Raw genomic sequence first — 16,681 nt, 5'->3', positions numbered from 1 at the left:
AGGTTAAAAAGAAGGATAAATGATAAACACTTCCGACACTTTCAAGTAGGGGTAAATTTTCATCAAAAATGTAATTTTTTTCCCTATTTAAAATTTCTCCCCTGATAAAAAAATATTTTTTCAGACTCCTTTTTGTCAAAAATCAACCTCTGAAGTAATTAGTGTCTACCCTACATTTGTAACATAACGCCGCGGTTATTTTTAATTTATGTTTTACTAAAGTCATTTAGATAGAACAACAACTAAACAATAAAAGATAGTCATGCAGATCTTAAAAAATTTTTTTCTGCTGTTCATCGCTATTACATTTTCAATAAGTGCCTACGCACAAGAACGAACAATAAAAGGTAGCGTATCAGATGAAACAGGTAGTCCTCTTCCAGGGGTGAACATCACTATTAAAGGAACAACTATTGGAACAATCTCCGACTTTGATGGTAAATTTCAGTTAAACGTAAAAACTAATGATACAGTATTAGCAATTTCTTCTATTGGCTATATAAGTCAAAATATTAATGTAGGTACTCAGACAGAGTTCAAGATTAATATGGAAGTAGACCTAGAAGAATTAGAAGAAGTAGTTGTTATCGGTTATGGTACTGCTAAAAAGAGTGATGTAACAGGTTCAGTTTCGACCGTAAAAACGGATGAATTGACTGTTATAGCCACTGAGGATGTAAACAAAGCCCTTCAAGGTCGTGTACCAGGTGTACAAGTAACCAACTCTGGTAACCCTGCCTCAGGATCAAAAGTAAGAGTAAGAGGTATTGGTACGATCAACAACTCAGATCCTTTATATGTAGTTGATGGTTTCCCAATGCAAGACATTTCGCACATTGCTCCTCAAGATATTGAATCTATGGAAGTACTAAAGGATGCTTCGGCAACTGCAGTATATGGTTCAAGAGGTGCCAATGGTGTTATTTTAATTGCCACAAAGAAAGGTAAAGTACAAGATAAAGTAACGTATACATTTAATGCACAAACTGGTGTTAAGCAAGCGTCTAACACTATTGAGATGGCTAATGCATCAGAATATGCTCAGATGGGATTAGAAGCCAACAGATTTGCTGAAGGTACAGATGAGTATGAGCAATTAAAATATGTAGCAAATGGTAACTATAAAGGTACTGACTGGCAAGATGAATTATTAAGAGAAGGATCTTTCCAAAATTACAACTTAGGAATTAACGGTGGTTCTGAAAAGAATCAATTCAATTTCTCTACATCTTATGTGAAAGATGAAGGGATATTAAAAGGAACTGACTTGGAGAAATTCTTTGTGAAGTTCAACAACACACATAAATTCAACGATTGGTTAAACTTTGGACAAAACATTGCCTATACACACGCAAATTACTCTCTTACAAACTTGAATGATGTTTATTCAAGTCCGCTAACTCAAGCATTATGGACAGACCCAATTACTCCAGTATATAACCCTGATGGATCTTATGCTAGAGCAACTTGGTCTTATAACAACAACCCTGCAAGAATGGCAGAGCAAGAACAATACAAACGTTCTTGGGATAACAGAATCGTTGGTAACTTCTCTTTGAATGCTAAAGCAACGAAAGACCTAACGTTAACATCCAACTTTGGTGTGGATTATAGAAACCAACAACAAAAGATGTACTACCCTGAATTCTTTGTTTCGAATGAAGAACAAAGAATGACTTCTCAGTTGGATGAACATAGAAACAACAAGTTTGACTGGGTTTGGTCTAACTATGCTAACTATACGAAAAGTATTGGAAATCACAACTTCGGAGCAATGGTAGGTATGGAGATGCAATACTTCAGCTACAACAATATTATGGCTACAGGTTATGATGTTCCTTTCAATGAAAACATGAGATATTTAGGTGCTGCAAAAGGTGCTGATTATTTCGCTACCTCTTCACAAGGAGCCAATTCATTACAATCGTATTTTGCTAGAGCTAACTATAGCTACGACAACAAGTATTTATTGACAGCCACATTTAGAGCAGATGGTTCATCAAAATTCGCAGAAGGTAACCGTTGGGGATTCTTCCCATCATTCTCTGCAGGATGGAATATCAAAGAAGAAGATTTCTTACAAACTTCTGAAATTGTCTCACAACTTAAGCTGAGAGCTGGTTGGGGTGAAGTAGGTAATCAATCTTCTGCAGGTAACAATGATTACTTATCAACGGTAACAAACAACTTAAGATATGTGGTTGATGGTAATGTCGTTGAAGGTCGTATTCCAACAACAATGTCTAACCCTGATTTAAGATGGGAATCTGCACAAATGACCAACTTTGGTGTAGATGCAGGATTCTTAAACGACAAGATTACTGTAAGTGCAGAATACTTCATTAAGGATACTAAAGACATGGTGGTTCCACAGCCTGTTCCTGACTATGTAGGTGCAAACTCTCCAAATGTCAACGTAGGTACTATGCAAAACAAAGGTTTTGAATTCGCCATCAACTACAGAAATGTTGAGCATGAAGTAAAATGGAATGTTGGTGCTAATATCGCAGTCATCGATAACAAAATTACTGACTTAGGTGAAACTGGTCACATTGATGGTGGTTATATTGACAAGTTAGGATATACTACAAGAACCGAAGAAGGACAAGAAATTGCTTACTTCTATGGTTATAAAACAGACGGTATCTTTAGATCACAAGAAGAGTTAGATGCACATGTTGATGCAGACGGTAATCCACTACAACCTAATGCTGGCATCGGTGATGTGAAGTTTGTCGATTTAAATGGTGACGGTACTATTGATGATGAAGATAAAACTAACCTTGGTTCTGCTATCCCAACATTTACAGGTTCATTCAATATTGGACTAGAGTACAAAGGGTTTGACATGAACTTATTCTTCACTGGCTCATATGGTAATGAAGTAGCCAATATTCAGAAGTTCTGGATTGAAGATTCTAACGTTCAGAAAAATCAAACTAAAAATTACTACGATAACCGTTTCCACCCAGAAAACAATCCTGAAGGTACTTTACCAAGAGTTGTATCGGGTGATCCAAACAACAACCGTAGATTCTCTGACAGATATGTGGAAGATGCTTCTTACCTAAGATTACAAAACGTTCAATTAGGTTATTCTTTCAATGAGAATGTTTGTAAGAAATTACACATGCAACGTTTCAGAGTTTATGCTTCAGTAGATAACTTATTTACACTAACTAACTACAGTGGTTATGATCCTGAAGTAGGTGATCATTACGGTGATCCATTAGCACAAGGTGTTGATATTGGTAACTATCCAAAATCTACTACTTATTCATTAGGCTTGAATGTTACTTTTTAATCAGAGGAATCACGTAAAAGTAGAAAAGAAATGAAATTCAAAAATATTATAAATGTACTAGCATGTTGTAGCATGCTAACACTAGGAAATAGCTGTTCAAGTTTCTTAGATAGAGAGCCACAAGGTCAGGCTGTAGATACTCCGGCATATTATGATGATCTTGAAAATGCTCAAATGGCAGTCAACGCATGTTACCAAGCCATTGCACAAGATCAAGGTGTTGTTGCTCATATGCAAGAGTGGATGTTTGGAGAAGTAATGACCGACAACTCTTGGAAAGGTGGATCTGACTTTGGCGATATGCAAGATGTGCAGATGTTGAAAGAATGGTCTGCTGTAAATGTAAACGCCACCTCTCACTCTGCTTGGAAAACATATTATCAAGCTATTCACAGAGCCAACACAGCGATCCAGGGTATCTCTCCTGCTACTAGTTTTGATGAGGAAACTAGAGATCAATTAGTAGGCGAAGCACTATTTATCAGAGCATACAGCTACTTCTACTTAGTACGATTATTTGGTGATGTACCTTTATTTACGGCTCCAGTTTCACCAGAAGAAATTGGATCTATCGGAAGAACTCCAGTAAAAGATGTTATCGCTCAAATCGAAGCAGATTTAGATTCTGCGGCCAGCATGTTAGGTAACAGATCTGAAATGGAATTGGGTAGAGCAACATCAGGTACGGCTTTAGCCTACCACGCAAGAGTATCCATGTATGATATTGGTATCTGGAAATCTAATGACAATACTTGGCAAGAAGTATATGATTTAACTAATGCAGTAATCAACTCAGGTCAATACAGCTTAGCGTCTAATTTAGCTACAGTATTTGAAAAAGATGGTGAAAACGGTGTGGGTTCTATCTTTGAAGTACAACACACTACTTCAAATACAGGTTGGGCCAACCAAAACACAGGTTCTACTTCTCCTATCTTAACAGCTCCAAGAGGTACTGCTGATATCAAAGGTTGGGGTTGGGGATTCTTAAACCCTACGCAAGATTTGGTAGATGAATTTGAAGAAAATGATCCGCGTTTAGAATGGACTGCAGGTCAGAATGGACAATTTGCTCATGGTGTTGCACAAGGTGTATCAGCCTCTCAGTTCTTGTCTGGTTACTTCCCAAGAAAAGTATTAATGGACCAAGCACTTCGTCCAAATGAGCAATCTGACAATCCTCAGAACCAAAGAAAATTAAGATATGCAGATGTATTATTGATGAATGCTGAAGCTGCGTATCACTTGGGTAATGAAGGAATGGCTCGTCAGAGAGTAAACGAAGTAAGAGACAGAGCGAGAAACATGACTTACCCTAAGGGTTGGACTGAGGAATCTAATGATTATACTGAAAGAGATAATTCAGCGGCTTTACCAGAAGTAACAGCCTCAGGAAATGACCTTTTAGCTGCCATTCTTCATGAGAGAAGAGTAGAGCTATCATTGGAAGGTCTACGTTTATGGGATCTGTTAAGAACAGATAACTATGAAGCTGCTATTCAGAAAGACAACATTGGATACAGAGATGAAATTACTGGTAGCACTGTTGTTTCAAATATGGAAGGTAAAAAACTAAACGGGGTTCCTGTTTTACCTATCCCAGCAGCAGAAGTAGCTTCATTTGGATTAACTCAAAACCCTGGTTATTAATCCTAAGCACTCTTTCTAAATTTTGCTTACTTATAGAGATTACAAATCATGAATATTAAAAATCAAATACATAAAGCATCATTAGGCATAGCATTCTTTGGAATGTTATGCGGAATGAACGCTTGTACTACTCAAAAAGAGTACAGTCAATCTAACGACATTGACTACCCTCAACCAAAAATCGCTGACTCTAACATCCAAAATCCTACCGTTATTGGTGAGCCTTTCGTTTTGGTTGGTGAAAACTTTAAAAATGCTAAAGTATATATTGGAGAAACGCCTTGTACTGAAATCACAGTAAGTGCTACAGAGGATACAATTAATGCAGTACTACCAAGAATCTTCGAAACTTCTCAATTAAGAGTTGTCAATGCTTATAAGCAGGAAGTGCTTTCGGAAAGTGCGTTCGAACCTATCTACCCGCTTACTGAAAATGTAGAATACCCTACGCTGATCACAAGAGGTCAGGTTTTTACGATCAAAGGAACAAATGTTGATTTAATTTATGAAGTTGTCGTTGGTGGCCACACTATTGAGGTAGATGGTATCAATAGCAATGCATCTCAAATTAACGTTTTAGCACCAAGCGATTTAGCAGATGAAGTAACGATTAAAGTTTCAACATATAATGCTGAATCTAACGTTCCAGAATCTGGATCTATCACTGTTGAGGATGCAGGTGAATTCTTTGATCCTGTAGAACCTGTAGTTCTATTTGATTTTGAAGATGGCGTTAACCCTTATGAACCAGGTGATGTTACTCCTGAAAATGGTTTAGATGCTGGTAATGGTATTTCAAAAGGTAGAGGAGATCACTACTTAACAGTAAGAAAAGCAGATGGTGATGGCTGGACTTCTTGGATGGGACAATTATACTATGGTCAGCCGATTGACTTGGTTACTTTTACTGATCCACACTTAAGCTTCCAAATTAACTCTGAGAACTCTCAAGGTTATTTCCAATTAGAAATTGGCCAAAATGGAAACAAAAACGGTGCTGACTTTAAGGCAAGTAACACTGGTAACGAAGGTGACAACTATGTATTTAGAGCTACAAATAACGAGTGGCAATGGGTAACAGTTAGCTTAAAAGAGTTAGAGTTATCTGATTGGGGCGGCGGATTAGAAGCTGTAGATATCAAAGGTACATTAGATTTTGTGAAATTATCTTACAAACAAGGTAATGGAGCCAATCCTTATATCTTAAACCTTGACAATGTTATGATCACTGATGGTCCAGTTATCGTAGCAAAGGAGTTAGAAAACTTTGAAACAGCTACTTATATCTGGGAAGATAATGGTGGTGGAGCTACAAACAGTATCGATGGTGGTAGCATGTCTGCAATTGCAGGTGACCATTATATCCATGTGAACTTAGATGGTGCTACTTCATGGAATTGGACTGGTACATTAAAGATGGACAACTCAAACAGTTTAGACCTTTCTGGTGTTACTGATCCACACCTTTCATTCTGGGTAAACACAGGTAATGCAAAAGGTAACTTACAGTTCGAGATTTACCAAAATGACACTAAGTTTGGTAGTGATATTGATAGAGAGAATTACTATGTGGAAACTAATGGAGAATGGACATTATATACTTTCAGATTAAGTACAATGTCTTGGAGTAACTGGGGTGGTGACGCTGAAAAACCAGACTTCACAGGTACATTAGATTATCTAGCATTTGGTTTCTCTACAGGTAATATTGATGGAGAAAGATATGAAATGAATGTTGATGACATCATGATTACTGATGGACCAATGTTCTAATCATCACAACTGTTTATAATAAAGGCCCCAATCATTTTTTTGATTGGGGCCTTTTCTTTTACCTCTTTCTATCCTAGGCAAATGGTTATTACAATTTTTAATTTTGTAGCTACATGTTTACCATTACATTTTCCTATAATCCATTCTTCATTGGAAAGCACCCGATAAACAGATTCTGTATCATCCAGAGGAACATCTCCAATACTTACTCTTAGATTCGCCACCTTCCCTTTTTTTGTCACTACAAAATCAATATACAATTTACCTTCAAGTCCAATTCTCTTGGCTTCAGTAGGATATTTAATATTCTTTACCAGTGTTCTAAAAAGTTTAGATGATTCACCTTTAGTAGTCGCAGGTTCATCTAAGTATTCATAAACCTCTTCACCTAGTTCAGCATCATATGTTGATACACACTTCGACTTTTCTTGAGCAAATAATGTAATTGAGGACAAACAAAATAACAACAGTAAATTGTAATACATTTATCCTTCGTTTAATTTTTAATCGGTTTACGATACTGTGTTGGCGTCTGACCAAATTGCTTTTTGAATGATTTCCTGAAATATTGAGGGTCATTAAAACCAACTTCATAAGCGATTTCAGAAATATTCAATTCTGATGTTTTTAGTAACTCCAAAGCTTTTTGTAATCGAATATTCCTTACAAACTCCACAGGAGGCATCCCTGTTTCGGCCTTCATTTTTCTGTAAAACTGAATATTACTCATATCCATTTCTTTTGCTAATTCAGGCACTGAGAATTCTGCTTCTGAAATATTTCGTTCGATGATCTTTCTTGTTTGATCCTCAAAAGATATTTCAGCTTTTTGATTCGTCTTTTTCTTCGTCTTCTTACTTGTTTTATCAGAAGATAAAATATTCGATCTCGATTTCAACAATTGGTTCACCCTTACCTCCATATGTTTTGGAGAAAATGGTTTTGCAATAAATGAATCTGCTCCAGCTTCTAATGCTTTAATTCGTTCTTGAGTATCTGGGTTAGACGACAGAAGGATAATTGGTGTATTTTTCGTTTTCTCACCCGATTTAATTTTTCCTGAAAGTTGTAGTCCATCTAGTCCCTCTAAATAGATTTCAGAAATCACTAAAGATGGATAGTATTTCAGCATTTTCTCATAAGCATCTAAACCGTTTTCGGCGTACATGATTTTATACTCTTTTTCTAAAATACTCGCAATGTACTCTCTAATCTCATTCGATTTTTCAACAATTAAAATAAGCTCTTCTTTATCCACCTTCTCACTTACCACTTCTTCATTGGACTTCTTCACAAACTCTAATTTTTCAGTTTCTGAATAAAGAAGCTTCGATACTAACTCACTAGACTCATTTTTCTTTTCTTCTGAAGAATAGAAATCGTCATCTGAAGGGATATATAATGTAAATTTTGAACCCAATGAAAGTTCACTTTCTACATAGATGATCCCTTTCATGGCTTCAATAATGGACTTAGAAAATGCTAAACCTATTCCTGAACCCGTATCAGTATTAGACTTTACTTGATAGAAACGATCGAAGATAATTTCAATGTCCTCTTTATTTATACCAATTCCCGAGTCTTTAATTTCAACACTTAAATAACGGTTAGAATATTTTGATGGAGCATTCCCTGTATAATTGTATAATTTGTTTTGTATGGATTCAAAATCAACAGTAGAAACATTCACCCATACCCCGCCATTATCTACGTTATATTTGAAGGCATTCGATAAGATGTTATACATCACCGCCTCTAACATCACTTTATCTAGGTAGATGTTTTCTTGAAGTGTATCGAGGAAGTTAATCGTATAGTTTATCTTTTTACGCTTTGCGATATGCTTGAAAGCATCTGTAGCATCTTTTATTACAGTATTTGTATTCTCTAATTTGATGTTTAAATGCATCTGACCATGTTGACTTTTGGTCAAAAACATCAACTGATCTGTTAAACGTAATAATCTTTGGGCATTTCGGTAGGCAATCCCTAAGGGCTCCTGAAGGGCTGATTGTACCGTATTGTTTTTTGCAATTTGTTCGATAGGACCTAATACAAGGGTAAGTGGAGTACGTAATTCATGCGATAGATTTGTAAAGAAGTTTACTTTTCTCTCGTATTCTACCTTTTCATCTCTCATTTTAAGATGCTCATATTTTTCTTCATTGGCTTTATGAACTTTACGTCTCCACCACATCATTATGTACGTAATCAGCCCAATAAACATCACAAGATAGAAGATATATGCCAAGGTAGATTTATACCAAATCGGACTAATATTGATGGTTAATGTTTTTACTTCATCACTCCAAATACCATCGACATTGGCTGCTTTTATCTTTAATTGGTATTTACCAGGCATCAATCCATTATATGAAATGATATGTTTATCTTCTGTAGTTTGTACCCATTCTTTATCTAGGTTTTCCAATATATACCTAAACACTTTCTTCTCCCCTTTTGAATAGTTTAAGGTAGATAAATAGAAAGAGAATGAATTTTGATCATGTGTCAAAAAGAGCTCCTCTGTTTTATTGATTTCATCCTTAAGGATCACTTTTGCATCGATTTTTTCCTGTGGATGGATTTCTCTTTCATTCAAATAAAAACGAGAAATAACAGGTTCAACTTTATAAGGATTCTCAATAAAATCTGGCACTTTTAGCATGTCAACCCCTTTTTCACCACCCAATAGGATATTTCCTTTAGAAGTTAGCTTCTTCGATTTGTTGTAATATCTTTCATTAAGTAGTCCATCTTCTGTACTGTAAGTGAAATAATTTCCATCCTTCCACTCAAAAGCATTGGTCAGTGTGGTTCCCCAAATTTTGTTATTAGGTGTTTTGACGATACTACTAATAGTGGCTTTTAATAGTTTGGCAGGAACGTTTTTTTGAGAGAAACTTTTCCTGTTTTTTATAAATTCAAAGAGACCGTTTTCCGTTGCTACCAATAACGTTTTATGATCCTTTTCAACAATATCTGAAATCAAGGATGTATTCATAGTAGGCGTTTGTACATTAAATTGCTCTACATCAGTGATTACATAATCCTTGTTATACTTCACATTCCATAACCCTTTTCCTCTTGTACCAATCCAAAGTTCCCCCTCCTTTTCAGGGTAGATCTTTACAATGGGCATACTCAACAATTCTCTTCCTTTTCCCGTATTCAGAGACGCAAATCGGTCTAGTTCTTTATCATAGTATGAAATGCCTGAATCCCAAAATCCAATCCAAAGGCTGTTATCATAATTACTCTTTGCAACAGACATCACAAAGAGGTTCACAATTTCTTTCTGAGTAGTATATTGATGGATAATTTTTGCAGAAGTGTTATCAAGGTGGACTACACCTTTTCCCGCAGTCGAAACCCAAGTAGAATTATCATATTCCGCTATACCTGTAATTTGTTCAAAACGATGTTGATGTTGTACATAATTAGAAGCTCCTGTAATTGTCTTATCTTTTTCGTAGTACAATTTACCATCAATAGTACCTAGCCATATTTTTTGATCGATTTCTTCAATAGCAGCTACAGGATCAATAATCTCATTAAGTAAAGGCTGGATTGGTTTCTTAAAAAGATCTAATGAATAAACACCAAAATGGGTTCCTACCCAAAGTACACCTGCTCGATCTTCAAAAATGGCAGAGAATGACGTATTAGTTTTAAACTCTTCAACATCTTGAAGCTGCTTTGTTTTTAGATCAATTGCATAAATTTGATTGGCAGTCATAAACCAAAGTCTATCCTCATCAGAATACGATTTCTTGATATAAGACTTCTTGTTACTGATTAACTCCGTAATAATCTCACCTTGTAATGATTTATTTTTGAAAGATACCGTAAATAGCCCTTGCATATTCGAGCACCAAATATCGTTATCTTCTGTTTGGTAGATACTGTATACACCAATATATTCTTTTCCTGAAAGTAAGAATACTTCTTTTGTTTTAATGTCCATACATCCCAGGCCTTGCATGGTACCAAACCAAATATATCCATTAGCATCATAGTGAACTGACACTACTAAATCTTGAAAAAGTTGGGCATTAAAGATACTACCAAATTCTTTTTGAGTATACTCTGTAAATAACTTGTCACTGATATTATAAAATACCAATCCATTTCCCTGCGTACCAATCCATACATTGCCGTAATCGTCTTCAGAGAATGAAGTGATTCTTTGAATATCTAATGTTCTTGCAGATTCTGAATTTTGAGTAAGGTGTTCAAAACTATCCGACTTCTTATCATAAATAAAAATGCCGTTATTGTCTGTACCAATCCATAACTGCCCATTAGAATGTTCCATTATGGTGGCAATCTTTTTATCCAATAAAGGCTGATAGTTTCTTTCTCCGAATACGGTAATCTCGTATCCATCGAATTTATATAAACCATCCCATGATGTAAACCATAAATAGCCTTCTTTATCTTGAATGATGTTAGTTACTGAACCCGTAAATTTCTCCAATTTTAGAGGAGTTGCCTGAAGCTGAACAAGAAAAGTAATGAAAAAAATTAGTATAAAAATTAACCTCATATAACGCCTATTATACAATGACTCCTAGAGTATAAATATGGCTTAAAATAGGATAAAAAACAATATTTCTTACGAAAGTCCTATACTGATGACATACAATATTCCTTTTTACATTTTTATTAGATTTAACTGATAAAAATAATGGTAGATGATCACCTATAACTTCTTAATTTTTACTTTTCAATACTAAAATGGAAAGTCGTTCCAACATTCTTTTCTGACTCTAAACAAATTTCTCCACCCAAGGCTTGGACAATCTTTTTTACTGTCGCCAATCCAATACCATTTCCTGAAGATCCAAATCGATCTTGCGATGAAATAACTTTAAATAATTCAAAGATTTCCTTTTGATCTTTTTCATCGATCCCAGAACCGTTGTCTCTTACATAAAATTGATAATATCTATCGGTTTCTGAAATTCCAATTTCTACCTTTATTAAGTCTTTGTCATTGTATTTGATGGCATTCGAAATAATATTAATCAATACTTGATCCAGAGCCGTTTTATTGATTAACAATTCATCTACATCAGTGTTAAAGGAAATAGCTGTACTAAAATCATTAAAGAAATAATCTTGAACACTATTTTTAATATCCTTAAAAGTCACAAAGTCTTTTTTATCTTTAATAAGATGCTGATTCTTACTATAGTTTAAAATATCTACGATTAGTGTACGTAATTTTTTTGAAGACTCAATAATGTGTCCAATCAGCTTATTTCCAGTGATGTCTAAAGTCGCTCCATACTGCTCTGATAATAATTCTGAGATATTTAGTATGTTGTTTAAAGGAGATTTTAAGTCATGGGCAGCGACATAGGCAAACTTATCTAATTCTTTATTTTTTTCTTCTAAGGTAAGTACTGTTTGAGTTAATACTTTCTTACTTTTTCTCAACTCCATTAGTCGCATTACTTGCTGCCCTAGAGCTCTTAGCGTTTCTACCTGAGAGGATGTTAACTCTCTAGGTTCATGATCAATGACGCACAACGTTCCCATAGGTAATCCTTTTTCAGAAACTAAAGGAACTCCGGCATAAAATATCACTTTAGTCTCTCCTACCACTAATGGATTGTCATGAAAACGTACATCTTCTCTTGAATCATTGACAATCAATACTTCTTTTGGCTTATTGATAGCGTGTGCACAAAAAGCCACTTCTTTTGGAGTATGATCTGCATCAATTCCATGGTGAGATTTAAACCATTGGCGTTTATCATCAACGAGACTAACCAATGAAATTGGCGTCTGACAAATTTCACTAGCTATGGCTGTTAGGTTATCGTAATCATCTTCTTCCAACGTATCTAAAATGGAATAAGATTTTAATTCTTCTAATCTTTCAAGTTCGTTCTTTGGTATTACGGGTTGTATCATATTAGTGTTAATTAATAGTATTCAGGGTCAATATCAATTTAGAGCGTATTATTCATTTTCATTATCCCTTTACATTTAGGGATCAATAGCTATTATTTCCAGGACTTGATAAGCTTCCAATAGTATCCACTACAATTTAGTGGTTAGCGGTCTATTTTATCAAACTTTCAAGAATTGATAAATTCTAGTATTTGTATATTCAATATATCAGACTTAGGTCAGTAATATCAACAAAACCTTGGGTTCTGACGTTTTCGAATTCATGGGTTCCACATTAAATTAAAATCTTCATTCAAAATATTGATTATTAGTTAGTTTTCAAAGTGTTAGGTGTGATAATAAATGAGTGGGTGGTGACAGTTTTATGTAATATTTCAACTAAAACCCTAGAAAAATACGATTGGATTTTCTAGGGATTTTAGTTTTATGTGTAAATATTCTGCTACTTTAATGTAGTTTTCTAATCAGGACTTAACCAAGTGATAACCTATCTTTAAAAAAGTACAATATCACTAGAGTTACCTAATTTTCAAGGTTTCTTCTATGTCCAGAAACAACCTTAAAAGTAGAAACAAAGCCTTCGCCTCTCTCAAAAGATACTGTAACAATATTCTTCTTTTTCAATAATTTTTGAGGTAAATCTATCTTATAAACACCAAAGAAATTTTGTTGTTGAGGTCGCTTTACTTTCGGTTCTTCGGCTCCCTCAAAAGTTAACTCTTTAAAGTCTTGGGTTCTACCCATTTCATTGGGGTCATATATTAATTTTTGGCCATTTAATACAATTACAGGAACTTCATTAAGAGAAATTGGTTTAGAAACACCTAGGCATAATTGAGCAAAAGCCAAGTTATCAGTGTCCGTAGCAAAAGTAAACTCTTTACCCTTTTTATCAATTTTCGTGATTAAATCTTGATGATACTCTTGGCTAACATCTACTACCGAACTCCACTTTTCTGTTTCTTTCTCCTCTAAAATAATGATCATTGTCTCATCAGGGTAAAGTGTAAGTTGTGAGATATCATCGACTAATTTTTCTTCAAGAATAGGTACTTGTCCTAGAGAGTATAATCGTCTTACTTTTATCGATGAAATATCCTTTTTATTCAAATCTAAAACGGATAAATCAAGAGGTTGTTTTTTGTCTTCAAGATTATCAAAACAGATATAAGTCTTGTTATCCTTTCTCAAAGAAAAAGACTGAATATCAGCATTATTAGACTTTGTATATACATAATCACCTTCAATTCCCTTCCAAAATTCATAGAACTTCATCAAATGAGTAATCTTAAACCCTCCATTTTCTTGTTCATGAAATAATACAAATGGATAAGGGTAAGGAGAATCATACCAAGTGGCTGTACCACAAATAAAAGGCACCGCTTTTTGAATAACATGTGGACGCTGAATAAACTGAAACATTTTAGAATTTACAGCATGCATGATAAACCAATCTCTTTGAGCAAAATAGTCTTCTCTAATTTTAGTTCCTTTCTTAAATCCTGCTCCATATTCTGAGATCACCATAGGCTTAAAAGTCGCAGTTACTTCTTTTGATTTAGCTTCAATAAGATCTAGAATAGCTTCTGCATTTGCACCTGCTCTATAACTGGCTTTATCGTCATAATAGGTAGAGTATAAATGAACAGATAAAAAGTCCATTTCCTTACCCGCTTTCTCGATAAAACTACCCATACGTTCTTTCCAGATTTGAAAATCATTCAATTCATAAGCAGGCCAAGCATGTCCAGGGCCACCCACTCTTACTTTAGGATATTTTTTATGGATTGCTTTAGCAGTTGTCGAATACATCTCTATGATTGTATCTACGGTCGTGTGCATAGAACGATCATGTACGAATGGTTCATTTAGTAGCTCTACATATCCTTTTGTGATATTTTCTTCACTCATTCTCCCTACGTAGTAAGCATTGATTGCCTCTATGCCCACAAGATTTTTCTTAGGGGAAGTCATCACAAAATTACCTACAGGAAAGTAAGAACCAGGATGTGAAGTAACAATCATCTCTTCTTCAAAGCGATAGTCTCTGCCCTTTTTCTGAATACTTTTCATCTCCTTCTCAAATACTTTCTTAGAGAAAGTTCCTGGGTGTTTATGATTGGTCTGACTTAGCTTATTCGAAGGAGTTCCTAAGCCAAATCTACGTCCATCTGATACCCCCAAACTATCATACAGATAGTCTCGAAATTCTTTAGGGATATGTTCATAATTTGAATGCACATTGATGTACCTCTTTCTTTCAAAAGTAGAAACACCCTCATAAGCTACTTTGGTTAAAGGTTCTACGATTACTTTAGCTTTAGTACTCCTTTGATCTTGGCCATGTGCTAACCCTTGACTGATGACCATTAGAGAGAGTAAGATTAGTTTTTTCATATTATTTATATATTAAAAAAAGCTGTTCTCTATTGGAGGAACAGCTTTCAGTTTCTATTAAATTTACTATTTTACTGTAATGCTATTTGATCTTTGTCTTCAAATTCAATTTCAAAAACGAACGCATGATTACATGGTTTCTCTTTTGGTAACTGAATCACTAAATTTTTATCATTCTGTGTAAAATCCAACGATTTTTTATGTCCTAATAACTTAATGTTTTTGATACCAGAGGAAATGTATTGCGAAGATGTTTTTAATACAGGGATTTTCACTTTTCCATTATTGGCCCAAGCCATTGAGATCGCATATAGTTTTCCATTATTTGTCGTAAAACGGAAATCATTTGCTGTTAACTCTTTATTTTTTCCTTCTGTGTGATGTCCTGTTGCTACCTGTGTTGGTCCATCTCCATAGATTTCCCAAGGTCTTGAACCATAAATCGCCTTTCCGTTTACAGATAGCCACTCACCGATTTCCATCAATATTGCTACTTGATCTTCTGGAATTGTACCGTCTGCTTTAGGTCCTACATTTAATAATAGACAACCATTTTTACTAACAATATCTACAAGGTCATCGATAATTGTATTGGCATCTTTCGATTCCCAATTCGTCACATAACCCCAAGAATTTTTTCCAATAGACGTATCCGTTTGCCATACTCTAGGGCTTATATCAGACATTTTACCTCTTTCAATATCCAGTACATGCGTCCCTTCTGGGAAAGTTACCATCTTGAAATTTTTAGTCTGTAACACTACGTCCTTCTTCCACTCAATTCCTTTATTGTAGTAATATGCAGCTAATTTAGGGTGATACGGCATAAACTCTTCTCTATCGATATAGAAATCAAACCATAAAATATCTGGTTGGTAATTATCGATAATATCCACCGTTCTATTCCACCAATGTGTTAGAAATTCTTGGTCTGCCGGAGCATAGTGATCATGAGGTCTGCTATATAAATCACTATATTCAGGATTCATTGTGTCGAATCCTTTTTTATAGGTAAAGTAATTCCAATTAAAAGCATAATGTGATGATGCTCCAATTTTAATATCTCTTCTTCTTGCTTCCTTAGTTAATTCTCCAAGTATATCTTTTTTAGGTCCCATATCAACAGCATTCCATCGTGTATGATTGGATTTATACATAGCGAAACCATCATGATGCTCTGCCACAGGTACAATATATTTTGCTCCTGACTTCTCAAAGATATCTATCCATTCCGAAGCATTAAAATTCTCTCCTTTAAACATTGGGATAAAGTCCTTGTAGCCAAATTTATCTAATGAACCAAAGTGCTCAACATGATATTGGTTCATATTCGTTGCCCCAATCTTCTTAGTGTCACCGTTGGGTCCCCACTCCACACTATCCATATACATTAATCGTGGGTACCATTCTGAACCGTATGCTGGTACCGAATAAGCACCCCAATGAATGAAGATACCTAGCTTTGCATCTTGGAACCAATCTGGCACATCATACTGTTGGAGAGACTCCCAATTTGGCTCAAAAACTTCTCTGTTAGAAACCTTGTTATCTTTTTGTACAGAACAAGATCCGAGAAAGACAGCCGTAATGAATATAATTACATTTCTCATACTTCTTTCTTTATATATATAG

Annotated in this window: 8 protein-coding genes; 3 read left to right on the top strand and 5 right to left on the bottom strand. The window is 35.0% G+C overall.

The window, feature by feature from the left end; all coding sequences use genetic code 11:
• Window positions 1–262 precede the first annotated feature (262 nt).
• The 3 genes from HGP29_RS19465 (at window position 263) to HGP29_RS19455 (ending at window position 6,727) form a co-directional block, all read left to right on the top strand.
• The gene (locus tag HGP29_RS19465) at window positions 263–3,304 is read left to right on the top strand and encodes a SusC/RagA family TonB-linked outer membrane protein (protein ID WP_168884096.1); all 3,042 of its coding nucleotides are present in this window, start codon (window positions 263–265) and stop codon (window positions 3,302–3,304) included.
• 72 nt (window positions 3,305–3,376) lie between these two features.
• Window positions 3,377–4,954 carry a RagB/SusD family nutrient uptake outer membrane protein gene (locus tag HGP29_RS19460; protein ID WP_211093346.1) on the top strand — a complete coding sequence of 526 codons (1,578 nt, stop codon included), beginning with the start codon at window positions 3,377–3,379 and terminating at the stop codon, window positions 4,952–4,954.
• A gap of 48 nt (window positions 4,955–5,002) precedes the next feature.
• Complete coding sequence (locus HGP29_RS19455; protein WP_168884094.1) at window positions 5,003–6,727, top strand: hypothetical protein; 1,725 nt, start codon at window positions 5,003–5,005, stop codon at window positions 6,725–6,727.
• Between the two features lie 68 nt (window positions 6,728–6,795).
• Here HGP29_RS19455 and HGP29_RS19450 read toward each other — a convergent pair whose 3' ends face one another.
• The 5 genes from HGP29_RS19450 to HGP29_RS19430 all read right to left on the bottom strand — a co-directional run bounded on the left by HGP29_RS19450 (window position 6,796) and on the right by HGP29_RS19430 (window position 16,659).
• Window positions 6,796–7,212 carry an energy transducer TonB gene (locus HGP29_RS19450; protein ID WP_168884093.1) on the bottom strand — a complete coding sequence of 139 codons (417 nt, stop codon included), beginning with the start codon at window positions 7,210–7,212 and terminating at the stop codon, window positions 6,796–6,798.
• Between the two features lie 11 nt (window positions 7,213–7,223).
• Window positions 7,224–11,207 carry a hybrid sensor histidine kinase/response regulator transcription factor gene (locus HGP29_RS19445; protein WP_168884092.1) on the bottom strand — a complete coding sequence of 1,328 codons (3,984 nt, stop codon included), beginning with the start codon at window positions 11,205–11,207 and terminating at the stop codon, window positions 7,224–7,226.
• 242 nt (window positions 11,208–11,449) lie between these two features.
• Window positions 11,450–12,652: a sensor histidine kinase gene (locus HGP29_RS19440; protein ID WP_168884091.1), complete on the bottom strand. Its 1,203-nt coding sequence runs from the start codon at window positions 12,650–12,652 to the stop codon at window positions 11,450–11,452.
• A gap of 522 nt (window positions 12,653–13,174) precedes the next feature.
• Entirely contained in the window at window positions 13,175–15,049 is a 1,875-nt protein-coding gene (locus HGP29_RS19435; protein ID WP_168884090.1) for a GH39 family glycosyl hydrolase, read from the bottom strand.
• 71 nt (window positions 15,050–15,120) lie between these two features.
• The gene (locus tag HGP29_RS19430) at window positions 15,121–16,659 is read right to left on the bottom strand and encodes an alpha-L-fucosidase (protein WP_168884089.1); all 1,539 of its coding nucleotides are present in this window, start codon (window positions 16,657–16,659) and stop codon (window positions 15,121–15,123) included.
• Window positions 16,660–16,681 lie beyond the last annotated feature (22 nt).

The sequence above is a fragment of the Flammeovirga agarivorans genome (genome assembly GCF_012641475.1).
Taxonomy (GTDB): Bacteria; Bacteroidota; Bacteroidia; order Cytophagales; family Flammeovirgaceae; genus Flammeovirga; species Flammeovirga agarivorans.
This window is presented reverse-complemented; position numbering and strand designations above follow the sequence as displayed.